At 75.5% G+C, this 21524-nt stretch carries 21 protein-coding genes; 11 read left to right on the top strand and 10 right to left on the bottom strand.

Going from position 1 to position 21524, the window contains the following annotated elements:
* Positions 1-32: 32 nt before the first annotated feature.
* Both lanA and ACIQVD_RS08885 read right to left on the bottom strand, forming a co-directional pair.
* The gene (gene lanA / locus ACIQVD_RS08890) at positions 33-188 is read right to left on the bottom strand and encodes an SCO0268 family class II lanthipeptide (protein ID WP_100839673.1); all 156 of its coding nucleotides are present in this window, start codon (positions 186-188) and stop codon (positions 33-35) included.
* Between the two features lie 442 nt (positions 189-630).
* Positions 631-1071 carry an SPW repeat protein gene (locus ACIQVD_RS08885; RefSeq protein WP_400678854.1) on the bottom strand — a complete coding sequence of 147 codons (441 nt, stop codon included), beginning with the start codon at positions 1069-1071 and terminating at the stop codon, positions 631-633.
* A gap of 135 nt (positions 1072-1206) precedes the next feature.
* On the opposite strand from ACIQVD_RS08885, the gene ACIQVD_RS08880 reads away from it, so the two are divergent.
* The 8 genes from ACIQVD_RS08880 to ACIQVD_RS08845 all read left to right on the top strand — a co-directional run bounded on the left by ACIQVD_RS08880 (position 1207) and on the right by ACIQVD_RS08845 (position 9610).
* Positions 1207-2556, top strand: coding sequence for a phosphoribosyltransferase family protein (locus ACIQVD_RS08880; RefSeq protein ID WP_402287156.1), 1350 nt, complete (start codon positions 1207-1209; stop codon positions 2554-2556).
* A 133-nt stretch (positions 2557-2689) separates the two neighbouring features.
* Positions 2690-3901, top strand: coding sequence for a 4-hydroxyphenylpyruvate dioxygenase (gene hppD, locus ACIQVD_RS08875; protein WP_400678852.1), 1212 nt, complete (start codon positions 2690-2692; stop codon positions 3899-3901).
* A gap of 38 nt (positions 3902-3939) precedes the next feature.
* Positions 3940-5127: a homogentisate 1,2-dioxygenase gene (locus ACIQVD_RS08870; protein WP_402287154.1), complete on the top strand. Its 1188-nt coding sequence runs from the start codon at positions 3940-3942 to the stop codon at positions 5125-5127.
* Positions 5106-5918 carry a hypothetical protein gene (locus ACIQVD_RS08865; protein WP_402287152.1) on the top strand — a complete coding sequence of 271 codons (813 nt, stop codon included), beginning with the start codon at positions 5106-5108 and terminating at the stop codon, positions 5916-5918. The genes ACIQVD_RS08870 and ACIQVD_RS08865 overlap by 22 nt, the downstream gene beginning before the upstream one ends.
* Positions 5915-7132 carry a fumarylacetoacetase gene (fahA, locus tag ACIQVD_RS08860; RefSeq protein WP_402287149.1) on the top strand — a complete coding sequence of 406 codons (1218 nt, stop codon included), beginning with the start codon at positions 5915-5917 and terminating at the stop codon, positions 7130-7132. The genes ACIQVD_RS08865 and fahA overlap by 4 nt, the downstream gene beginning before the upstream one ends.
* Positions 7133-7378: 246 nt before the next feature.
* A complete protein-coding gene (locus ACIQVD_RS08855) occupies positions 7379-7564 on the top strand; it encodes a hypothetical protein (protein ID WP_100839678.1) in 186 nt (61 codons plus the stop codon).
* Between the two features lie 90 nt (positions 7565-7654).
* On the top strand, positions 7655-8725 hold the full coding sequence (locus ACIQVD_RS08850) for an enoyl-CoA hydratase/isomerase family protein (RefSeq protein WP_402287146.1): 1071 nt from the start codon (positions 7655-7657) through the stop codon (positions 8723-8725).
* A 108-nt stretch (positions 8726-8833) separates the two neighbouring features.
* Positions 8834-9610: an enoyl-CoA hydratase gene (locus ACIQVD_RS08845; RefSeq protein ID WP_402287144.1), complete on the top strand. Its 777-nt coding sequence runs from the start codon at positions 8834-8836 to the stop codon at positions 9608-9610.
* Positions 9611-9680: 70 nt separating this feature from the next.
* Here the strand turns inward: ACIQVD_RS08845 and ACIQVD_RS08840 are convergent, their stop codons facing one another.
* The 3 genes from ACIQVD_RS08840 to ACIQVD_RS08830 all read right to left on the bottom strand — a co-directional run bounded on the left by ACIQVD_RS08840 (position 9681) and on the right by ACIQVD_RS08830 (position 13953).
* Entirely contained in the window at positions 9681-10739 is a 1059-nt protein-coding gene (locus ACIQVD_RS08840; RefSeq protein ID WP_402287142.1) for a hypothetical protein, read from the bottom strand.
* Positions 10740-10858: 119 nt separating this feature from the next.
* Positions 10859-11902 (bottom strand): VanZ family protein, encoded by a 1044-nt coding sequence (locus ACIQVD_RS08835; RefSeq protein ID WP_402287140.1) that lies wholly within the window; start codon positions 11900-11902, stop codon positions 10859-10861.
* Positions 11903-12078: 176 nt separating this feature from the next.
* Entirely contained in the window at positions 12079-13953 is a 1875-nt protein-coding gene (locus ACIQVD_RS08830; protein WP_402287137.1) for an NAD-binding protein, read from the bottom strand.
* 176 nt (positions 13954-14129) lie between these two features.
* Here ACIQVD_RS08830 and ACIQVD_RS08825 point away from each other — a divergent pair, with 176 nt between their 5' ends.
* Positions 14130-14729 carry an HdeD family acid-resistance protein gene (locus ACIQVD_RS08825; RefSeq protein ID WP_282203253.1) on the top strand — a complete coding sequence of 200 codons (600 nt, stop codon included), beginning with the start codon at positions 14130-14132 and terminating at the stop codon, positions 14727-14729.
* A 61-nt stretch (positions 14730-14790) separates the two neighbouring features.
* Here ACIQVD_RS08825 and ACIQVD_RS08820 read toward each other — a convergent pair whose 3' ends face one another.
* Positions 14791-15720 (bottom strand): RNA polymerase sigma-70 factor, encoded by a 930-nt coding sequence (locus tag ACIQVD_RS08820; protein ID WP_400678841.1) that lies wholly within the window; start codon positions 15718-15720, stop codon positions 14791-14793.
* A gap of 38 nt (positions 15721-15758) precedes the next feature.
* Positions 15759-16232, bottom strand: coding sequence for a carboxymuconolactone decarboxylase family protein (locus tag ACIQVD_RS08815; protein ID WP_400678840.1), 474 nt, complete (start codon positions 16230-16232; stop codon positions 15759-15761).
* Between the two features lie 181 nt (positions 16233-16413).
* On the opposite strand from ACIQVD_RS08815, the gene ACIQVD_RS08810 reads away from it, so the two are divergent.
* Positions 16414-16752 (top strand): hypothetical protein, encoded by a 339-nt coding sequence (locus ACIQVD_RS08810; protein WP_402287133.1) that lies wholly within the window; start codon positions 16414-16416, stop codon positions 16750-16752.
* 54 nt (positions 16753-16806) lie between these two features.
* Here ACIQVD_RS08810 and ACIQVD_RS08805 read toward each other — a convergent pair whose 3' ends face one another.
* The gene (locus ACIQVD_RS08805) at positions 16807-18138 is read right to left on the bottom strand and encodes a lipase family protein (protein WP_402287131.1); all 1332 of its coding nucleotides are present in this window, start codon (positions 18136-18138) and stop codon (positions 16807-16809) included.
* 159 nt (positions 18139-18297) lie between these two features.
* Between ACIQVD_RS08805 and ACIQVD_RS08800 the strand changes: the two genes are divergently transcribed.
* A complete protein-coding gene (locus ACIQVD_RS08800) occupies positions 18298-19710 on the top strand; it encodes a PucR family transcriptional regulator (protein WP_402287128.1) in 1413 nt (470 codons plus the stop codon).
* A 149-nt stretch (positions 19711-19859) separates the two neighbouring features.
* Here the strand turns inward: ACIQVD_RS08800 and ACIQVD_RS08795 are convergent, their stop codons facing one another.
* Together ACIQVD_RS08795 and ACIQVD_RS08790 are read right to left on the bottom strand one after the other, a co-directional pair.
* A complete protein-coding gene (locus ACIQVD_RS08795; RefSeq protein ID WP_400678834.1) occupies positions 19860-20534 on the bottom strand; it encodes an MBL fold metallo-hydrolase in 675 nt (224 codons plus the stop codon).
* 5 nt (positions 20535-20539) lie between these two features.
* A complete protein-coding gene (locus ACIQVD_RS08790; protein ID WP_400678833.1) occupies positions 20540-21520 on the bottom strand; it encodes a zinc-binding alcohol dehydrogenase family protein in 981 nt (326 codons plus the stop codon).
* Positions 21521-21524 lie beyond the last annotated feature (4 nt).

Here is a 21524-nt window from a genome sequence, read left to right as displayed (position 1 = left end):
CCGCAACCCGCCCCGCGCGCACAGCCGTCCGGTCAGCAGCAGACCGGGCAGCGGGTGCCGATGGCGTAGCTGCTCGGCGAGGTGTAGGTGCCCCGGCCGAACTCCTGGGTCTGCTCCGCGACGTCCGCGATGCGGAGGTCCAGGTCGAGGTCGGCGGTGTCGGACTGCACGGTGATCTCGGTGCGCATATCCCCTCCTGAGGGCTCGTGGGTCCGCCCGGAACGGTGGCCCGGGCGGTGTCCGGTCCGGACGGTGGTCCGGCCCGGCGCGAGGCACCACTGTTTCCCGGCTTCCCACGATGTGGTGAGTGTGGTCCCGGCCAACCTGCGCCCCACCCGTCACACCCCGCCCCCGGCGTCCCCGGCCTGCACTTCCGTCCCTCCCGCCGCGCCGCCCGGGGCGTCCGGTCCCGGCCGCCCGGGCGGCCGGAGGTTTCGACGGGGAAATCGGGATCACCACTGCTCCCGGCCGGGCACGAACCACCGGTGGGACGTGTGCGACGGGCCTCGACGCCGATTTCCGGTCCGAGCCGCTTTTTGACCAGAACTTGACGGAAAATTGTCCGCACGTGACGGCGGGGCCCGTGGGGGCCCCGCCGTGCCGGGGGCTTCCGGGCCCCGGTTCCGGGTCCTACCGGCGTCGGCCGGACATGCCCGCGGCGACCAGGCCGACCGCGGCCAGGGCCAGGCAGGTCATGACTCCGCCGGTGATCACGTTGGTCAGGATGGTGCGGCGGATGTGCGCTCCGCCGTTGACCGCCCAGGGGGCGACGACCGTCCAGGCGCCGATCGCCACGCACGCCCAGGCCCGGGCGTGGGTGCGGCCGAAGGCGGAGCCGTAGCCGGCCATCAGGACGGCGTAGGCGATGCCGAGCACCAGGTTGCTGACGGCCAGCCCGGTGAAGCCGGAGAAGCCGACCACCCAGGGGGAGATCGCCAGGAACAGGCCGGCGCAGACGGCGAGTGCTTCCGTCCCCTGCCCGGCGGTGGTGGATGTGACGCGCTCCGCGTGTTCACGCAGGGCCAGGATGTCCGGATGGTGTTCCATGCCCGAGGGCGCATGGGTCGACACCTGGACCACCTCCTCGTAGTCAGGACATGCGAGCCAATTGGTCGCTACCCGCCCTGGGCGGTAAATAACGCTACCCGCCGGTTTGCCCTTATTTTTTCCTTACGCGCGTACCGTGGGAGGGGAAGGGGTTCCGCCATGCACTTCACCGATCGGACCGACGCCGGACGCCGGCTCGCCGCGGCCCTCGACCCGGAGCGCGTCCCCGGCCTGCGCGACGCCGTCGTGGTCGCGCTGCCGCGCGGCGGCGTGCCGGTGGCCGCCGAGGTCGCCGCCGCGCTCGGCGCTGAGCTGGACGTGTGCGTGGTGCGCAAGGTCGGGGTGCCCGGGCAGCCGGAGCTGGCGATGGGCGCGGTGGGCGAGGACGGCGCCCGGGTGGTGAACCAGGAGGTGGTGGACGCGGCGGGCGTCCGGCCGGGGGAGTTCGCGGCGGCGGAGGCCCGGGAGCGGGCCGAGCTGGCCCGGCGCGCGGCGCTCTACCGGGGCGGGCGGGCGCCGGTGCCGCTGGCGGGGCGGACGGTGCTGGTGGTGGACGACGGGGTGGCGACCGGCTCGTCCGCGCTGGCGGCCTGCCGGATCGTCCGGGCGCGCGGCGCCGCGCGGGTGGTGCTGGCGGTGCCGGTCGCCCCGCCGGACTGGGCGCGGCGGCTCGGCGACGCGGCCGACGGCTACCTGGCCGTGCACACCCCGGCGGGCTTCCGGGCCGTGGGCGAGTACTACCGGGACTTCCGGCAGACCACCGACGCCGAGGTGCTGGCCGCGCTCGCCCCGGCCCCCGCGTCCGCGCCCGTCGCGTACGCGCTCCGGCTCGGCACCGGCCCGGCCGTCCTCGCGGTGCCCGAACGCCCGCGCGGCGTCGTGCTGTTCGCGCACGGCAGCGGCTCGGGCCGGGACAGCCCGCGCAACCGCGCGGTCGCCGCCCGGCTGCACCGGGAGCGGCTGGCGACCGTGCTGTTCGACCTGCTGGCGCCCGGCGAGGCGGACGAGCGCTGGAAGGTGTTCGACCCGGGCCTGCTGGGCGGGCGGCTGACCGGGGCGACCCGGGAGGCACTGCGGCACCCGGCGCTGGCGGGCCTGCCGTACGGCTGGTTCGGGGCGAGCACCGGCGCGGCGGCGGCCCTGTGGGCGGCGGCCGGGCCGGACGGCGGCGGGCCGGACGGCGGGCCGTACGCGATCGTGGCGCGCGGCGGCCGGCCGGACCTGGCGGCGGCGCGGCTGCCGCTGGTGACGGTGCCGACCCTGCTGATCGTGGGCGGGGCGGACCAGGAGGTGGTGGAGTGGAACCGGCAGGCCCGTTCCGAACTGGGCGGCGAGGGCGCCCTCCAGGTCGTCCCGGGCGCCGGGCACCTGTTCGAGGAGCCGGGCGCGCTGGACGCGGTCGCCGAGCTGGCGGCCGGCTGGTTCGTCCGCCGGCTGCCCGCCGGACCGGAGCGCGGGCGGGACGGCGGGCGGGCGGGCGACCGGGGAGGCGAACCGGCCGGTGACTGAGCAATCCGTACAGCCCGCACCCCGACCGGCTGCTCACCTTGTACACATTGAGCAGCCGGATTCGGACCTGTTGCCCACCTCACCGAGCAGGAGCAAGCTCTGCGCAACCGACCTCGACGTGGAGGAATGCCCCATGACCGCCGACGCCGCTGTTGAACTGACCCCCGAGGAGCTCCAGGCCGGTCTGACGGCCGAGCAGTTGCGCACCCTGGTGGGCCTGGTGGAGTACGACGCCTCGACCGACCCGTTCCCGGTGACCGCCCAGGACGCGGTCGTCTTCGTGGTGGGCAACGCGACCCAGACGGCGCAGTTCTACCAGGCCGTGTTCGGCATGGAGCTGGTCGCCTACTCGGGCCCGGAGACCGGCCGCCGCGACCGCAAGTCCTTCGTGCTGCGCTCGGGCTCCTGCCGCTTCGTGATCGAGGGCGGGGTGACGCCGGACAGCCCGCTGCTGGACCACCACCGCCGGCACGGCGACGGCGTGGTCGACCTGGCCATGGAGGTCCCGGACGTGGACAAGTGCATCGCGCACGCCCGCGCCCAGGGCGCCACCGTCCTGGAGGAGCCGAACGACGTCTCGGACGAGCACGGCACGGTGCGCCGGGGCGCGATCGCCGCGTACGGCGAGACCCGGCACACCCTGGTCGACCGCTCCCGCTACACCGGCCCGTACCTGCCGGGCTACGTGGCGCGCGCGTCGACGGTGGTCCGGCCCGAGGGCGCGCCGAAGCGGCTGTTCCAGGCGCTGGACCACGCGGTGGGCAACGTCGAGCTGGGCCGGATGGACGAGTGGGTGTCGTTCTACAACCGGGTGATGGGCTTCGTGAACATGGCGGAGTTCGTCGGCGACGACATCGCCACCGAGTACTCGGCGCTGATGTCGAAGGTGGTGGCGAGCGGCAACCACCGGGTGAAGTTCCCGCTGAACGAGCCGGCCGTCGCGAAGAAGAAGTCGCAGATCGACGAGTACCTGGAGTTCTACACCGGCCCCGGCTGCCAGCACATGGCGCTGGCCACCAACGACATCCTGACCACGGTGGACGTGCTGCGCGCGCGCGGCGTGGAGTTCCTGACCACCCCGGACTCGTACTACCAGGACCCGGAGCTGCGCGAGCGGATCGGCCACGTCCGCGTCCCGATCGAGGAGCTGCAGTCGCGCGGCATCCTGGTGGACCGCGACGAGGACGGCTACCTGCTGCAGATCTTCACCAAGCCGATCGGCGACCGGCCGACCGTCTTCTACGAGTTCATCGAGCGGCACGGTTCGCTGGGCTTCGGCAAGGGCAACTTCAAGGCGCTCTTCGAGGCCATCGAGCGCGAGCAGGACCGGCGCGGCAACCTCTGACGGGCAGTCACACCCAGGCGACAGGGAGAAGCGGGACGATGGCGTACTACCGGCAGCTGGGCTCGGTGCCGCCCAAGCGGCACACCCAGCACCGCACCCCCGAGGGGGGCCTGTACTACGAGGAGCTGATGGGCGAGGAGGGCTTCTCCTCGGACTCCTCCCTGCTGTACCACCGGTACATCCCCTCGGCGGTGACGGCCGCCTCGGTGTGGGAGCTGCCGGACCAGTCGACCACCGCCAACCTCCCGCTGCTCCCCCGCCACCTGAAACTGCACGAGCTGTTCCCGGGCGAGGAGTGGAAGTCGGCGGACGCCGTCACCGGCCGCCGGCTCGTCCTCGGCAACGCGGACGTGCGGATCTCCTACGTCGCGGCGGGCGCCCCCAGCGAGCTGTACCGCAACGGGCTGGGCGACGAGTGCGTGTACCTGGAGTCCGGGACGGCCGTGCTGGAGACGGTGTTCGGCGCGCTGGAGGTGGGGCCGGGCGACTACGTGCTGATCCCCCGGGCCACCACCCACCGCTGGGTGCCGACCGGGGACGGGCCGCTGCGCGCGTACTGCATCGAGGCCAACAGCCACATCGCCCCGGCCCGCCGCTACCTGTCGAAGTTCGGCCAGCTGCTGGAGCACGCGCCGTTCTGCGAACGGGACCTGCGCGGCCCCGCGGGCCCGCTGCTGGTCGAGGGCGGCGAGGTGGACGTGCTGGTCAAGCACCGCGGGCCGGGCGGCGTGGTCGGGACGCGCTACACGGTGCCGCACCACCCGTTCGACGTGGTGGGCTGGGACGGCTGCCTGTACCCGTACGCGTTCAACGTCGCGGACTACGAGCCGATCACCGGGCGGGTGCACCAGCCGCCGCCGGCCCACCAGGTCTTCGAGGGCACCAACTTCGTGATCTGCAACTTCGTGCCGCGCAAGGTGGACTACCACCCGCTGTCGATCCCGGTGCCGTACTACCACGCGAACGTGGACAGCGACGAGGTGATGTTCTACTGCGGCGGCGACTACGAGGCCCGCAAGGGCTCCGGCATCGGACAGGGGTCGATCTCGCTGCACCCCGGCGGCCACACCCACGGCCCGCAGCCGGGCGCGTACGAGCGCTCGATCGGCGTGGAGTTCTTCGACGAGCTGGCGGTGATGGTGGACACCTTCCGCCCGCTGGAGCTCGGCGAGGCCGCCACCGCCAGCGAGGACCCGGACTACGCGTGGACCTGGGCGAGGCGATGAACGTACCCGAGCTGTACCGCGGGCTGTTCGACGACGCGGCGGTCTTCCCGCCCGGCGACCTGCCGCTGGCCGAGGCCGTCCCGGCGCACCGGGCGCACCGCGCCGCCCGGTACGCCGACGCGGTCGGCCCGCTGCTCGCGCCGGTCGACCGGCTGGCCGAACTGCGCGCGCTGGAGCCGGAGTTCGCCGTCGGCCTGGTGGTCGGACCGGGCCGGCTGGCGGAGGCGCTGAAGGCCGCCGACGGCCTGCCGGTCACCGCCGTCGAGTACGCGGCGGGCCCGGACGTCCGGGCCGCGGTGGCCGAGTTGGACGCGCTGCTGCCCGACGGCGTCGGGGCGGCCGTCGAACTGCCCCGCTCGGCGCGGATCGAGGACGGCCTGGACGCCCTGGCCGGCACCCGCTACCGCGCCAAGTACCGCACCGGCGGCCTGGCGCACGCGGCCTTCCCGTCGGTGGCCGAGCTGGCCGGCTTCCTGCGGGGCTGCGCGGAGCGCGCGCTGCCGTACAAGTGCACGGCGGGGCTGCACCACGCGGTGCGGTACACCGACCCGGGCACCGGCCACGAGCACCACGGCTTCCTCAACCTGCTCCTGGCGGCCGGGAGTTCGAGCCGGGAGCAGGCCGTCGCCCTGCTCGCCGAACGGGACGGGGCCCGACTGGCCACCGCCGTCGAGTCACTGACGGGGCGTCAGGTGTCCGGCATCCGCGCCTCGTTCACCTCGTTCGGCACCTGTAGCATCGCCGAGCCGCTGGAAGACCTCGCCCGACTCGGCCTCCTGGAGACCCCTTGACCACCGCCGCCTGGCTCGACCTGCCCGCCGACTCCCCGTTCGGCGTCCACAACCTCCCCTACGGCGTGTTCACCGCCGCCGACCGGCCCGGCCGGCGGCGGATCGGCGTGCGGATCGGGGAGCTGGTGCTGGACGCCGGGGCGGCCGCCCGGGCGGTCGGCCCGTCCTCGGCGCTGCTGGAGGCGGAGAACCTCAACCCGCTGATGGCGTCCGGCCGTCCGACCTGGCGGGCGGTGCGCGCCGCGCTCACCTCCTGGCTGACCGACCCGGCCCACCGGGCGGCCGTCGAGCCCTGTCTGCTGCCGCTGGCGGAGGTCGAGCTGCACCTGCCGTTCGAGGTCGCCGACTACGTCGACTTCTACGCCTCCGAGCACCACGCCACCAACCTGGGCAAGCTCTTCCGGCCCGGCCAGGAGCCGCTCACCCCGAACTGGAAGCACCTGCCGATCGGCTACCACGGCCGGGCCGGCACCGTGGTGGTCTCCGGCACCCCGGTGGTCCGCCCGCACGGCCAGCGCAAGGCCCCCGCCGACGCCGCGCCGAGCTTCGGCCCGTCCCGCCGCCTGGACATCGAGGCCGAGGTCGCGTTCGTGGTCGGCACGCCCAGCTCGATGGGCCACCCGGTGGCGCTGGCGGACTTCGCCGAGCACGTCTTCGGCGTCTGCCTGCTCAACGACTGGTCGGCGCGCGACATCCAGGCCTGGGAGTACGTCCCGCTCGGCCCGTTCCTCGGCAAGTCCTTCGCCACCTCGCTCTCCCCCTGGGTGGTGCCGCTGGACGCGCTGGAGCACGCCCGGGTGCAGCCGCCGGCCCGCGACGTGGCGCCGCTGCCCTACCTGGACGACCGCGGGGCCGAGCCCTGGGGCCTGGACCTGGCGCTGGAGGTCTCGCTGAACGGGCACCCCGTCTCCCGGCCCCCGTTCGCCACCATGTACTGGACCGCCGCCCAGCAGCTCGCCCACCTGACCGCCAACGGGGCGAGCCTGCGCACCGGCGACCTGTACGCCTCCGGCACGGTCTCCGGCCCCGGGCCGGACACCCGGGGCGCGCTGATCGAGCTGACCTGGAACGGCGAGCAGCCGCTCAAGCTCCCCGACGGCACCGGCCGGACCTTCCTGGAGGACGGCGACGAGGTGTCCGTCACCGCGACCGCCCCCGGGCCGGGGGGTCTGCGGGTCGGGTTCGGCGAGGTCACCGGGACGGTCATCGGCTGATCCGCCGGAAGGACGATCGGCCGACCTGACAGCGGACCGATCCCTCCGGCGTGCTGCGGACCCGTCAACGGCGCGTCCGCAGCACGCCGCCGAACGGGTGAGATTCCGGGGCCGCACACCACTCCACCGCTAGAAGTTGACCCGACATTCCAGCGACCTCCCCCCGAGCCGGGCCTCCCACGCCCGGCGCCGAAGGGGCAGGCCGCGACCGTTCGCGGACAACTCTCTTCCCCGGAGGAACCCCCGATGATGAAGCTGCGCACCCTGGTCTGCGGAGCCGCGCTCGCCGCCGCCAACCTGCTGCTGCCCGTCCCCCAGGCCCAGGCCCTCCCGCTGGCCCCGCACCCCGTGGCGCTCTGCGCCTTCTCCCCGCGCCCGCTCGCCCCCGCCGCCGCCCCGGTCCTGCTCGCCACCCCGCTGCACCCCTGCTGAGGGCCCCCTGACGGGGCTGCCGACCGCCGCTCCCGGACGCCCGGTACGGTGCGACGGAGGATCTTCGTACTTTCCGGACGGACGGGAGCGGTGACGGTGCACACCCAGGACACCCAGGACACCCAGCGGGACGTGCTGGTCGAGCGGACCGGCCCGCTCGGCCGGATCACCCTCAACCGGCCGCGCGCCCTCAACTCCCTCACCCACGCCATGCTGGAGACCGTCCGGGCCGCCCTGGACGCCTGGGCCGCCGACGAGGCCGTGACGGCCGTGCTGCTCACCGGCGCGGGCGAGCGCGGCCTGTGCGCGGGCGCCGACATCCGGGCGATCCACGACGACGCCAAGCGCGGCGGCGCCGGCGGCCGGGCCTTCTTCCGGGTCGAGTACCCGCTCAACGAGCTGATCTCCCGCTACCCCAAGCCGTACGTCGCGCTGATGGACGGCATCACCATGGGCGGCGGCGTCGGCCTGTCCGGGCACGCGGGCGTCCGGGTGGTCACCGAGCGCTCGGCCGTCGCCATGCCGGAGACCCGGATCGGCCTGGTCCCGGACGTCGGCGGCAGCCGCCTGCTGGCCCTGGCCCCCGGCGAGCTCGGCACCCACGTCGCGCTCACCGCCGCCACCATGACCGCCGGTGACGCCCTGCACTGCGGCTTCGCCGACCACTTCGTGCCCTCCGCCGCGCTGCCCGCCCTCGCCGACCGGCTCGCCGCCGGGGACGACCCCGCCAAGGCCGTCGCCGAACTCGCCGCGCCCGCCCCGCACTCGGCGCTCGCCGAGCAGCACGGCTGGATCGACCACTGCTACGCCGCCGACAGCGTCGAGGAGGTCCTGGACCGGCTGCGCGCCACCGGCCTGCCCGCCGCCCTGGACGCCGTCGAGCAGCTGCGCGCCAAGTCCCCGACCATGCTCAAGGTGACCCTGGCCGCGCTGCGCCGGGCCCGCGCGCTGCCCTCGCTGGCCGCCACCCTGGACCAGGAGTACCGGATCTCCTGCGCCGCGCTGGCCCACCACGACCTGGTCGAGGGCATCCGCGCCCAGGTCGTCGACAAGGACCGCGACCCGCGCTGGTCCCCCGCCACCCTGGCCGGGGTCTCCGCCGCCGACGTCGCCCGCTTCTTCGAGCCGCCCGCCGACGGCGACCTGGGCCTGGCCCGGTGACGCCGGGGTGACCATCGTCTCGCCTGTCGAGACTGGCATCCGGTCCGGCGTTCGGAGATCGTATCCAGCGGCAGAGTTCCCGCTCAGCGTGGAGAGGAAGAACCGGCGATGACCGAGTACGAGACGATCCTGGTGGACCGCGAGGGCCGGGTCGGCATCATCACCCTCAACCGGCCCAAGGCGCTCAACGCGCTCAGCACCGAGCTGATGAACGAGGTGGTGGCGGCGGCCCGGTCCTTCGACCGCGACCCGGAGATCGGCGCGCTGGTGATCACCGGCTCCGCCAAGGCGTTCGCCGCGGGCGCCGACATCAAGGAGATGCAGGACAACCGCTTCCCCGAGGTCTACCTCGACGACTGGCTCGGCCCCTGGGACGAGCTGGGCCGGCTGCGCAAGCCGGTGGTCGCCGCGGTCGCGGGCTACGCGCTGGGCGGCGGCTGCGAGTTGGCGATGCTCTGCGACGTGCTGATCGCCGCCGACACCGCGAAGTTCGGCCAGCCCGAGATCACCCTCGGCGTCATCCCCGGCATCGGCGGCTCGCAGCGGCTGACCCGGGCCGTCGGCAAGGCCAAGGCCATGGACCTGTGCCTGACCGGCCGGATGATGGGCGCCGAGGAGGCCGAACGGGCGGGCCTGGTCTCCCGGATCGTCCCCGCCGATCAGCTGCTCACCGAGGCGGTCGCCGTCGCCGGGACCATCGCCGCGATGTCGCTGCCCGCCGCCGTGATGATGAAGGAGTCCGTCAACCGCGCCTTCGAGACCACCCTCGCCGAGGGCGTCCGCTTCGAACGGCGGCTGTTCCACGCCGCCTTCGCGACCGCGGACCAGAAGGAGGGCATGGCGGCCTTCGCCGAGAAGCGCCCGGCCTCCTTCACCCACCGGTAGGCGGGGCCGGTAGGCGGGGCCGGTAGGCGGGGCCGGTAGGCCGGCCCAGCCGGTCGGTCCGCCCAACCGGTCAGTCCGCCCAGCCGGTGAGCGCCGCCGCGACCGCCTTCAGCGTCGGCTTGTGGGCCGACGCCCCAGCCAGCCGCTCCAGTTCGGCCCGGGCGTCCGGGCCGCCGAGGGCGGTCAGGGCGCGGACGGCGGCCGCGGCGGTCAGCGGCGAGCGCGGGCCCAGGCCGCGGGCCGGGATCAGCGCGGCCTCCGCCAGGACGCCCAGGGCCCGGGCGCCGTCGGGGTGCGGCGGGGTGAGCGCCAGCAGGGCGGACAGCCCTTGCAGGGCGCGCCAGTTGAACGGGTCGGGGTCGTGCAGGGCCGGGCCGGAGCGGTACGGGGAGGGCAGGCCGTCCCGGCGCGGCTGCCCGGTCAGCGCGAACCACCCGGCGACGGCCTCGCGCAGCGGCCCCGGCCCGACCGCGTCCACCAGCGGCCGTCCGGCCCGCAGCCACCGCGCGGCGGGCTTGGCCCCGGTGGCGGTCAGCGCGTGGGCCAGCAGCTCCCGCCAGGCGGGCCCGGCACCGGCCAGGTCGGCGAGCGCCCGATCGGCCCACGGCTCACCGGGGTTGAGCGGCGGCTCGGTGAACCGGGCGGCGAGGGACGGGAGTCCGGCCGGGTCGGCGGCCAGCACGGCCGAGCGCCGGACGGTCGCCACCACCGCGGCGGGCAGCTCCCGCCCGGCGGCCAGGTCGGCCTCCACCAGGGCGGTCAGCCGCCAGCCCTCCCACAGCGCCAGCCGCCCGGCCGCCTCGGCCAGCAGCGGCTCCCGCCAGGGCGCCAGCTCCCGGTCCGAGAGCCCGTCCGCCAGCAGCACGTGGAGCGCGGCCAGGCCGCGGCGCTCCGGCGGGGCGTGCACCGCCGCCTGCTCCAGCCCCTCGCCCAGGCGCACCAGCAGCGACACCCGCCGCTCGACCGGCAGCGCCCGGAGCCGCCGGACCAGGCCGCCGCCGTCCAGCGTCCACTCGCCGCGGTGCTCGGCGTTGCGCCGGTACAGGTCGCGGGCCAGCGCCTCCAGGCCGTCGGGGTCCGCGGACTGTCGGTCGGTGGCCGGTCCTCCGCCGGCCAGGTGCTGCGGCACGGGCGCGCTCCCCACTGCGTCGGGTGGCCCGGCGGGTCGCCTGTCGGGTCGCCCGCCGGCACGGTCACGGGCACCCTACGCGGCGCCACCGACGGCCCGGCCGGGCCTCCCCGCCCCCCTCAGCGCCGGATGCCGAACCGGACCGGTCGGCCGTCCGGGGCGACGTCCAGGGAGAACGCGTCCGGGCCGGTGCCGTAGGTGAAGCGGTGGCTGCCGTCCTGCCCGCCGCCGGGGGTGACGACGGGCTCGGTGGCCGGGGCGAGGTCGGGCAGCCAGCGGACGGCGAAAGCGTCGGCCACCGGGCGGACGCCCCGCGCGGACGCGGCGGCCTGCTCGGCGGGGACGGCGGGCGGCGCGGCGCCCGGGTCGGCGGGGAAGGTGATGAGGTCGCGCAGCCGCCCGGAGGGCCAGTCCACCGTGAAGAAGCCCCGGTCGACGGTGGCGGTCAGCCGGTCCACCCCGGCGTCCAGGAGGCGCTGGGTGCGGATCAGCCGGGCGTCCGGGCCGAACAGCAGCGCGGTGTCCTGCCGGGCCAGCCGCTCCTGCTCCGCGCTCACCTCGACCGCGCCGGTGGCGGCCGTCGGCGTCAGCACGAAGGACTGGAGCAGCAGCACCGGCACGCCCGCCGCGGCCACCAGCAGGCCGGTGAGCCGCCACTCCCGCCGGTCCGGGGCGATCCGGCGGCGCCGGACCAGCCGCACCGCGCAGCCGAGCAGCACGCCGAGCAGGCCGCCGGTGGCGTTGACGGTGAAGTCGGCGCTGTCGCAGGCCCGTCCGATCGCGGGCAGCAGCCCCTGGACGGTCTCGGTGGTGGCGCTCAGCGCGAGCACCCCGCAGGCGGCGGCCAGCGGCCGGCCCAGGGCCAGGACCGCGGACAGGCCGATCGGCAGGTACATCAGGAGGTTGAGCCGCCCCTGCTCGGTGCAGAACGCCAGCCCGGGGTCGCCGCTCCAGGCGCAGGACGGGTCCGGGGCGCCCCCGCTGAAGGTCGGGTAGAGCGTGACGGCCACCTCCCCGGCCAGGGCGACCGCGAGCAGCAGGACGGCCCGGCGCGGCAGGCCGTGCCGCCGGGCGAGCCGGTGCCCGGCGGCGGCGAGCAGCAGGGCGAGGACCAGGAAGGCCGGGATCATCCCGGGGTTGCCGTGCAGGGCGGCGCGGATCATTAGTGCTCCGTAGGGGAGGTCCGGTGCGCGCGACCGGACCGGCACGGCTCCCCCCGCCCGCCCTGACGCTGCGTCACCGATGCGTGGGAGGAGGGGGATTGCGGTGCCGGTGTCCCCTCATCGACGCCGCCGCGGCCCCCGCCCCGCCATCGGACGAACCGTCACTGTACACACCGTCACTGGATGACGCGCGCGAGTCCGGCCCGGGTGGCGGCGATCACCACGCGGTCGCCGGGGGCGAGCCGCCGGGAGCGGTCGGCGAAGTTCCACTGGTAGTCGTGGGGGCGCCGGTGCAGTCGGACGGCGAGCACCCGGACGCCGCCGGGGCCCTCCAGGTCGCCGGTGTTGCGGCCGTCGAGCGCGGAGCCCTCCTCGACCGCGAGTTCGGCGATCAGCAGGACGTGGCGGAAGACCGAGAGGGTGCCGAGCACCTCGCGTCCCATCAGGGCGGCGGCGAAGGCGGGCGCGGCCAGGTAGGAGACCGAGCGGGAGGCGACGTTGCCCAGGGTGGCGTACACGTGGTGGGCGAAGTCGTCGTCGAACAGCCGCACCACGATCCGGACTTCGGGCCGCACCGCGCGGGCCTCCAGGGCGGCTTCCAGGTTGGCGGCGTCGTCGGAGGTGACGGCGACCACGGCGCGGGCGTGCTTGACCCGGGCCTGCTTGAGCTGGGCCTCCAGCGGACCCTCGCCGATCAGCACCGGGATGCCCAGGGCGCGGGCGGCGGCGATGCCGCGGGCCTGCGGGTCGCGCTCCAAGCAGACCACGGGCAGGCCGGTGCCGTGCACCAGGGTGGCGACCCGGGTGCCGACGTTGCCGAGGCCGACCACGATGACGTGGTCGCGGGTGCGGGCCCCGGGCGGGCGGGGCAGGCCGCGGCGCCCGCTGGCCAGCGCCTCGACCACGATGGCGGTGGCGACCGGGACGAAGGTGATGCCGCAGAAGGTGATCAGCACCTGGGCGGCCCGGGCCCAGGAGTCGCCGAGCACCTGCTCGCCCGGGACGTCGGGCTGGACGGCGCCGGCCGCGTCGAGCAGCGTGAAGTACACCGTCCAGCCGAGGCCGCCGGGGTGGGTGGTGTGGGTGGCCAGCACCAGGCCGCCGACCACGATCGCCGCGAACGCGGTGATCAGGATCATCCGCAGCCGGGTGTTGGTGAAGTACTTGAGGCTGTCGAGCAGCCACCACTTGAGCCGCTTGCGCAGCGGCGGGCGCAGCGGCGGTTCGGTGTCCAGGCGCTGCAGGGCGGCCAGGCCGCCGGGTTCCCGGGCGGGCGCCGGGTCGGGGCGGCCGACCGGGCCCAGCACCTCGCCGCCGCCCAGGAGTTCGGCGATCCGGATGAAGTCGGCGGCCCGGCCCCCGGTCTCGGGCAGCAGCCGGAGCCGGCCGAGGTCCTGGCGGTCGATCCGGTCGGCGACCAGGCATATCTGGTCGGACCGGATGTCGGCGTCGTAGGCGACGTACAGCTGCCGCCCGCCGACCTCGACGGTGTGCGGGTGGCCGAGGGCCCCGTTGGCGAAGGCGGGCGCGGCGGTGGCGGAGCCGGAGAGCGCGGCGCAGTTGGGCAGCAGCTTCTCCAGGTGCTCGCCCAGGCGCTGGTTGAAGATCCGCAGCACGATCCGGACGCCGGGGTTGCGGTTCTCGGCGGCCAGCGCGGCGTGGATGTTCTCCTGGTCGGTGCCGTCCATCAGCGCGATGCCGCGGGCCTGCTCGACCCGGGCCGCGGCGAGCGCCTCGCCGGTGACGGTGGAGTGCTCCAGCACGGCCGTGACGCCGGGTATCTGGGCGATCGCGGGCGCGTGCTCGCGGGACCGGTCGGGGACCACGGCGACCACCGGGACCTCGTACTGCTCGGTGAGCTCCAGGATCAGCCGGTGCGCGAGCGAGTTGCCGCCGCACACGATGTAGTGCCCGTCCGGCTCGGCCGCCGCGTCCGTTCCCGCCGCGTCCGCGTCCGTACTCGTGACCGCTTCCGTCCCCGTGACCGCGTCCGGCTCCGTCCCGCCCGGCTCGGCCCCGTCCTCCGGGCTCCCCCGCCCCTGGTCCGTCATACCGTCAGATGGTAGACGGCCCGTCAGGGCGGGTGGGTGAACGGACGGTAGCGGATCCGGGTGCGGACGGGGCGGCCCGTTCGTCCGTCCGGCGCATCCCGCCGCGCCCCGGGGGTGGTGGGGCGCGGAGGCTGGGGGGTGTCATGCCCGTTTCCGTCCCGCCCTTCGGAGGAGCCATGAGTGCCCCGTACCGGATCGACTCCCGCGACGACCTGCCCGGGCCGTTCCAGCAGCTGGCCCGGCTGGCCTGGCAGGCGGTGCTGGCGGGCGGGCTGATCTCGCTGGCGCTGGGGGTGGTCGTGCTGGCGTGGCCGAAGCAGACGCTGTGGGTGGTCGGCGTGCTGTTCGGCCTGTACCTGCTGGTGATCGGCGTGGTGCAACTGGTCGGCGCGTTCGGCACGCACGCGTCGACGGCGCTGCGGGTGCTGGCGTTCATCAGCGGCGCGATCTGCGTGCTGCTGGGCCTGCTGTGCTTCCGTTCGGCGGCCCAGTCGGTGCTGCTGCTGGCGCTGTGGATCGGCATCGGCTGGCTGTTCCGCGGCATCACGCACCTGGCGGCGGTGGCCTCGGACCCGATGATGCCGGCCCGCGGCTGGCAGGGCTTCGTCGGCGGCCTGAGCGTGCTGGCGGGCGTCGTGCTGATGGTCTGGCCCGCCCACTCGATCACCGCGCTGGCGATCCTGGCGGCCTGCGGCCTGGTGGTGATCGGCGTCACCGAGATCGTCGCGGCGCTTCGCATCCGCAGCGGCGCCAAGCAGTACCCGCGCGAACTCTGACGCCGCGTCGTACCCCGGAGGGGCCCGTCCGCAGCGCTGCGGACGGGCCCCTCCGGTGCGGCTACTGCTCGCGCTCCGACCGGCGGGCCTCCCGGACCTCCCGGTCGACGGCCCAGGCGTCGGCGACCGGACCGAGGTGGCCGAGCTTGTCCGGGTTGATGACCGAGCGGACGGTCTGGATCCGTCCGTCGAGCACGTCCAGGACGAGGGTGTGCAGGATCCGGCCGTCACGGTCGCGGAACAGCGCGCCGGGCTGCCCGTTGACCTGCCGCGGTTCGCAGCCGATGCCGGTGCGGAGCATCAGCGGGTGGACGACCGCGAGCAGCCGGGCCACGTTCTCGGCCCCGGCAACGGCCCGGGCCAGCTGCGGGGCCTTGCCACCGCCGTCCCCGACCAGTTGGACGTCGGCGGCGAGCAGGTTCTGCAGACCGTCGACGTCGCCCCGGGAGAGCGCCTCGAAGAAGCGCTCCGCGAGTTCCCGCTGTTCCCGGCGGTCGGCCTCGAACCGGGGCCGGCCGTCGTCCATGTGGCGGCGGGCCCGGACGAGCAGCTGCCGGCAGGCCGCCTCCGAGCGTCCGACGGCCGCGGCGACCTCGTCGAAGCCGAACGCGAAGACCTCCCGCAGCACGAACACCGACCGCTCCAGCGGGCTGAGCCGTTCCAGGAGCAGCAGCGCCGCCATCGACACCGAGTCGGCCAGCTCGGCCGCGCGGGCCGGGTCCTGGTACGGGTCGTCGAGCAGCGGTTCGGGCAGCCAGGGCCCGACGTAGGCCTCGCGCCGGACCCGGGCCGAGCGCAGCACGTCGATGGCGATCCTGGTCACGGTGGTCGACAGGTACGCCTTGGCCGACGCGGGCCGGGTGGGCGTGGCGGCGTAGCGCAGCCAGCCCTCCTGCACCGCGTCCTCGGCCTCGGCCACGCTGCCCAGGATCCGGTAGGCGATCGAGAAGAGCAGCGGCCGCAGCTCCTCGAATTCCTCGACCTTGTTCATCTCGGAACTCCCTTCCCTCGTACGGCCGTTCGGCGTGCTCAGTGGAACGAGCCCGCGACGTAGTCGCCGGCGGGCTGCCGGGTGATGGCGTTCAACCGGTTCACCATGTTCATGAACGAGACCAGCATGACGAGGGCGGTGAGCTGCTCCCGGTCGTAGTGCCGGGCGGCTGCCTCCCACACCCGGTCGTCGACCCCGGCCGCACCGTCCGCGATCCGGGTGCCCCGCTCGGCGAGTTCGAGGGCGGCGCGTTCGGCTCCGGTGAAGACGGTGGCCTCGCGCCAGGCGGCGACCAGGTTGAGCCGCTGCTGGGTCTCCCCGGCGTGCGCGGCGTCCTTGGTGTGCATGTCGATGCAGACCGCGCAGCCGTTGAGCTGGCTGATCCGCAGGGCGACCAGTTCCTGGGTGGCCGCGGGCAGCGGCAGGGCCTTCAGCTCCCGGCCGGCCGTCATGACGTGCTTGAGGACCCTGCCCGCGGCCGGGTCGGTGAAGTAGTCCAGTCGTGCGTCCATCGTGTGCTCCTCCGTGCTCGGTTGCTGCCTCCACCCCTCAGGACGAGGCGGCTCCCGGGCCTGTGACACGACGCGGTGTGACGCACGTCTCCCCGCCGACCGGCCCTGTCGTGTCACGGGACCGGCCGCGGATCGCTCTCAGTACCGGAAAGTGTCCACCGGTTCTGGAGAGATCACTGGCATGGAGATCCTGCGGTACGTCCTCCTCGTCTTCCACCTGTTCGGCTTCGCCGCGATCCTGGGCGGGCTGTTCTACCAACTGCGCGGGAAGGACCCGGTGACGGGCGGGTACATGGTGTCCAGCGCGGTGGTGCAGCTGGTCACCGGCGCCGGGCTGGTCTGGACCCGGCACGCCCTGGACCTGCCGGTGCTGTACCCGAAGATCGGCGTGAAGCTCGGCCTGGACGCCCTGGTGGCGGTGGTCGCGCTGGTGGGCATGCGCACCCGGCGGCCGTGGGCGTTCTACGCGGTGGGGACGTTCACCGCGGCCGCCGTCGTGGTGTCCGTCGCCTGGACGTAGGCCCGGACGCGGGCGCGCCCGCCCCGGCGTGGTGCGGGGCGGGCGCGCGGCGGGTCACCTCCCGGCGGCGGCGGGCCGCTCGGGGGCGAGCGAGTTGCCGGCCGGGATGCGCCCGCAGTCGGACGGGGCGGCCTTCCCGGCGAACCGGTCGTTCAGGTAGAGCACGGCGGTGGGCGCCCACGGGACGGCCGCGCCGAGGTGGCTGAGCAGGTCGTACTGCTGGTACTTGATGCTGCCGTTGCCGGTGGCGCAGTACTGCCGGGCCAGCGCCCGGACGTCGCCGGCCACCATCACGCCGTCGCCGGTGCCGATGCCGGAGACGTTGCTGAAGGTGCCCTCCAGGACACCGCCGTTGCCCTGGGCGATGTAGCCGGGGACGGTGGGGGTGGCGGCCGAGCCGAGGTTGACCTTGTTGACGGCCTCCAGGAACTCGGGGATCGAGTTCGGGTCGGCGTAGGCGGGCTTGGCGAGCTTCTGCCAGGTCAGGCCGGGGTACTGGCCGAGCGCGTTGGCGATCGAGGCGTCCTGCATCTTCGCGAACACCTGCTTGCCGTAGTCGCTCAGGTAGGGCTGGAGGTCGAAGCCGTACGCGCGGGCCACGCCGGTGACCGCCATCGGGATGACGCCGGGCCACACCACGCCCCCGGCCACGTACTTGAGGTTGTGCGCGGGGTCGACCAGCAGGCCGCCCTCGGCGAAGCCGACCAGGCGGCGGTTGACGTCGGGGGCGTAGCCGGGGGCGAGGGCGGCGGCCCAGTTGGTGGCGATCGCGCCGCCGGAGTAGCCGAGCATGCCGAACCGGGTGTCCGCGTTCATCCCGGTGGCGGACGAGGCGGAGGCGGCCCGGATCGAGTCCAGCGTGGTGGTGCCGTACTCGGGCCCGGCGGCGAAGTCCGCGGTCTGGCCCTCGGTGTCGGGGATCACCACGTCGTAGCCCTGGAGCACGAACGGGACGACGAACAGCGACTCGGCGTTGGCGATCGCGCCGCCCAGGCTGACGTCGCCCGCGACCGCCCGGGACGGGGCGTGCTCGGGGTTCAGCGAGTCGTAGAAGGACTGGTAGGAGACCGCCTTGGAGCCGTCGCTGCCCAGCCCGCGCACCACGGTGGTGACGCCCGCGCTGGGGCGGCCCTGCGCGTCGGTGGTGCGGAACAGCAGCTGGACGGCCCGCACGGGGGTGGCCAGGCCGAGCAGGTGGTACGAGAGGGTGCGGGTCTTGAGCACGGTGCCGGGCGCGATCGAGGACAGCGGGGCGCTGCCGTCGTAGCGGTAGAACGGGTCGGCCGCGGTGGTGGCGGTCGCCGCGGCGGCGGTGGCGACGGGGGCTGCGGTGGCGACCGCGGCGGCGGCGAGGGCGGTGGCGATCAACCGGGCGGCTCGGTTCATGGCGGTTCCCGTTTCTGGGTGGGGGTGGGGGCGCGCGACCTGAACAACGGTGGGGGCTCGCGGGAGTTACCTACGGGTAGGTAACCTCCGGGAAACCATGATGACCGCGCCGCCCGGCCCCGTCGCCGGGCCGCCGCACAGAGATTCGCGAGGTGGATTGTGACCGCGCCCAACGCCCGACCCGCCGCCGGACTCACCACCGTCGAACTCACCACCACCGGAACCGCGGACGGGGTCGCGACCGGAGCCGGGACCGGAGCCGGGACCGCCGCCGGGCCCGGCCCCGCGCCGGTGTCCGCCGCCGAAGCCGCCGGGCCCGCCCCCGAACCCGTCCCCGAACCCGCCGTCGAAGGCCCCCGGTTCGGCGGCCGGCCGGTCCACCTGCGGCTGCTCGCGCTGGCCCCCGTGCTGGCCGGCGAGGTGATGGCCCGGCTGCTGGACCGGCTGCCGGCCTACCACGCGCTGCCGCCCGAGCAGTTGCGCGGCGAGGTGGCCCGTCAGGTCGAGCGCGGCATCCGGGCGTTCGTCGAGGTGATGCGCACCGGCGAGCTGCCGGGCGAGGCCGAGCTGGCCCGGATCAGGGAGTCCTCGGCCCGCCGCGCCGACGAGGGGGTGCCGCTGGAGTCCGTGGTCGGCGCCTACCACCTGGGCGCCCAGCTGTGCGCGGCCCGGGTGCTGGCCGAGGCCGCCCCCGCCGACCTGCCCGACATCGCCACCGCCCAGGACCGGCTGCTCGGCTACCTGCGGGTGGTCAGCTGCGCGGTCGCCGCCGGGTACGTGCAGGAGCGGCAGGCCGCGCTCGGCGACGAGCAGGTCTCCCGGCAGGCGCTGCTCTCCCGGCTGCTGGAGGGCGGCGACCCGCGCGCCGCCGCCGACCGGGCCGGCATCCGGCTGCCCGCCCGCTACCTGGTGCTCTCGCTGGCCGTCGGCCCGCACCCCGACGAGTCCCGCCCCGGCGTCAACCGCTCGGTCGTCGCCCGGCGCAAACTCCGGCGGCTGCGCGCCGAGTTGGAGCGCCGCACGGACGGGGTACCGCTGGCCGCGCTGGCCGCCGACGGCGGCCCGGTGCTGCTGCCGGACGACTCCCCCGACCCGGCCCCCGACCGCGCCGCGCTCACCGACCTGGTCGACCGGCTCGCCCGGGCCTGCGGCGCCGACCTGACGGCCGGGGCCGCCCGCGCCGTCCCCGAGGAGGTCGCCGACGCCGCCCGGCTGGCCGCCGGGGTCCGCCGGGTCGCCGAGGCCACCGGCCGCGGCCCCGGCCTGCACCTGCTGGACGACGTCCTGGTCGAGTACCAGCTCAGCCGCCCCGGCCCGGCCCGCGACGCGCTGGCCGCGCTGCTCGCCCCGCTGGTCGGACGCCCCGAACTGCTGGCCACCCTGCGGGCGTTCCTCGCCTGCGGCCTCGACCGCCGGCGCACCGCCACCCACCTCCAGGTGCACCCCAACACCGTCGACTACCGGCTGCGCCGCACCGCCGACCTCACCGGCCTGGACGCCGTCCGCGGCCCCGACCTGCTCACCCTGCGCGCCGCGCTCGCCGCGCACGACACGGCGACGGCGCTGCCCTGACGGGCGCCCGACCCGGCGTCGGCGGGCGGCGTCCGTCCCGTCGTCCCGTCCCGCCCGCGAGCCCGTCCCGTCCCGGACGTGCGCCCGCCCCGGACATGGGCCCGTCGCGCCACCGGGTCCGGGGGAAAGCCCGGTGGCGCGACGGGGGTTCAGGCGGCCTCGCCGCGCAGCAGCGGGAGGCCGCGGCGGGCGGTGCCGAGCGCGGCGGCCGGGCCGTGGCCGGGGAGCAGCACCGTGCTGTCGTCCAGCGGGCCGCAGACGCGGCGCAGCGAGGACTCCAGCCGGGTGCGGCTGCCGCCGGGGAGGCCGGAGTCGCCGAGGCGGTCGGCGAGCAGGGTGTCGCCGGTGAACAGGAGGGCGGGGTCGCCGTCCCGGACCGGGTCGACCCGGAACATCGTGGAGCCCTCGGTGTGCCCCGGGCTGTGGTGGGCCCGGACCCGCAGTCCGGCCAGTTCCAGGTCGGCGGAGCCCTCCAGGAGGGTCAGCCGTTCCGGTTCGCTCTCCGGGTAGCCCGCGAGCAGGCGGCCGGGGAAGGTCGGGGGCAGCGGCGCGGCCGGGTCGGCGAGCATGAAGCGGTCGGCGGCGTGCAGCACGGCCGGCGCGCCGGTCCGCGCGCCCAGTTCCCGGGCGCACCAGCTGTGGTCCATGTGCCCGTGGGTGAGCAGCAGCGCCGCCGGCTCCAGCCGGTGCTCGGCGAACAGCCGCAGCAGCGGTTCGGTGGCGGCCTGCCCGGGGTCGACCACCAGGCAGGGCCCGCCCGGTTCGGCGGCCAGCACGTAGCAGTTGGTGCCGAAGCCGCCGGCCGGGAAGGAGAACAGGAGCATCCGGATCAGCCGTTCACCCGCAGCACCAGCTTGCCGGTGGAGGAGCGGTCGGTGAGGGTGCGGTGGGCCTCGGCGGCGTCGGCGAGGGCGAACTCGGTGAAGTCCACCCGGACGTCACCGGCGGCGACCAGCTCGGCGGCCCGCTCCAGGTGCCCGCGCACCAGCTCGGGGGCGCGGTGCGCCAGGTCGCCGATGTTGTAGCCGACCAGGGCCCGGGAGCCGAACCACAGGTGGTCGGGCTGGACCGGCGCGTCCTGCTGGGCGGCGTCGCCGAAGATCAGCTGGCGGCCCAGCGGGGCGAGCAGCCCGGCCGCCGCGGCGCGCTGCTCGCCGCCGACCGAGTCGAGGACCACGTCGACGCCGCGGCCGTCGGTGCGGTCCGCGACCAGCTCGGCCAGCGCCTCGTAGGGGACGACCTCGTCGTAGCCGAAGTCGGCGGCGTACTTGGCCTTGGTGACGGTGCTCGCGGCGCCGAGCACCAGGGAGGCCCCGGCCCGGCGGGCGATCTGCGCGGCGGCGGTGCCGACCCCACCGGCCGCGGCCAGCACCAGGACGCTCTCGCCGGGGAGCAGCCGGGCGGCGGACTCCAGCAGGCCCAGGGCGACCGGCACGTTGCAGGGGAAGGCGGCGGCGAGGGCCGGGTCGGCGATCGCCCGCGGGCCCTCCAGGACGACCGTCAGGTCGGCGCGGGCCAGCACGACCTCGGCGTAGCCGCCGCCGTCCAGGGTGAGCGCGGTGACCCGCTGCCCGGGGCGCAGCCCGGTGACGCCCTCGCCGACGGCCCGCACCGTGCCGGTCGCCTCCAGGCCGGGGACGTGCGGGAGGCCGACCTGGATCTGGCCGCGGCGGAACATCACCTCGGCGAAGTTCACCCCGGCGTGGGTGACGTCGACGGAGATCTGGCCCGGGCCGGGCTCGGGCACGGGCAGTTCGGCCTCGGTGAGGACGTCGGGGTCGCCGTAGCGGTCGAAGAGGACGGCACGCATGGGG

Origin of the sequence: Kitasatospora sp. NPDC090308 (assembly GCF_044769485.1) — a bacterium.
Lineage (GTDB): Bacteria > Actinomycetota > Actinomycetes > Streptomycetales > Streptomycetaceae > Kitasatospora > Kitasatospora fiedleri.
The sequence above is the reverse complement of the archived record's forward strand: the minus strand, read 5'-3'. Positions and strand labels throughout refer to the sequence as shown.

Bases quoted from the DNA above. Each gene is read 5' to 3' on its own strand.
- ACIQVD_RS08795 (WP_400678834.1), bottom strand. From the start codon at position 20,534: ATGCTCCTGTTCTCCTTCCCGGCCGGCGGCTTCGGCACCAACTGCTAC.
- ACIQVD_RS08810 (WP_402287133.1), top strand. From the start codon at position 16,414: ATGGAGATCCTGCGGTACGTCCTCCTCGTCTTCCACCTGTTCGGCTTC.
- hppD (WP_400678852.1), top strand. From the start codon at position 2,690: ATGACCGCCGACGCCGCTGTTGAACTGACCCCCGAGGAGCTCCAGGCC.
- ACIQVD_RS08820 (WP_400678841.1), bottom strand. From the start codon at position 15,720: ATGAACAAGGTCGAGGAATTCGAGGAGCTGCGGCCGCTGCTCTTCTCG.
- ACIQVD_RS08790 (WP_400678833.1), bottom strand. From the start codon at position 21,520: ATGCGTGCCGTCCTCTTCGACCGCTACGGCGACCCCGACGTCCTCACC.
- ACIQVD_RS08835 (WP_402287140.1), bottom strand. From the start codon at position 11,902: ATGATCCGCGCCGCCCTGCACGGCAACCCCGGGATGATCCCGGCCTTC.
- ACIQVD_RS08845 (WP_402287144.1), top strand. From the start codon at position 8,834: ATGACCGAGTACGAGACGATCCTGGTGGACCGCGAGGGCCGGGTCGGC.
- ACIQVD_RS08825 (WP_282203253.1), top strand. From the start codon at position 14,130: ATGAGTGCCCCGTACCGGATCGACTCCCGCGACGACCTGCCCGGGCCG.
- ACIQVD_RS08830 (WP_402287137.1), bottom strand. From the start codon at position 13,953: ATGACGGACCAGGGGCGGGGGAGCCCGGAGGACGGGGCCGAGCCGGGC.
- ACIQVD_RS08880 (WP_402287156.1), top strand. From the start codon at position 1,207: ATGCACTTCACCGATCGGACCGACGCCGGACGCCGGCTCGCCGCGGCC.
- ACIQVD_RS08805 (WP_402287131.1), bottom strand. From the start codon at position 18,138: ATGAACCGAGCCGCCCGGTTGATCGCCACCGCCCTCGCCGCCGCCGCG.
- ACIQVD_RS08815 (WP_400678840.1), bottom strand. From the start codon at position 16,232: ATGGACGCACGACTGGACTACTTCACCGACCCGGCCGCGGGCAGGGTC.
- lanA (WP_100839673.1), bottom strand. From the start codon at position 188: ATGCGCACCGAGATCACCGTGCAGTCCGACACCGCCGACCTCGACCTG.
- ACIQVD_RS08855 (WP_100839678.1), top strand. From the start codon at position 7,379: ATGATGAAGCTGCGCACCCTGGTCTGCGGAGCCGCGCTCGCCGCCGCC.
- ACIQVD_RS08870 (WP_402287154.1), top strand. From the start codon at position 3,940: ATGGCGTACTACCGGCAGCTGGGCTCGGTGCCGCCCAAGCGGCACACC.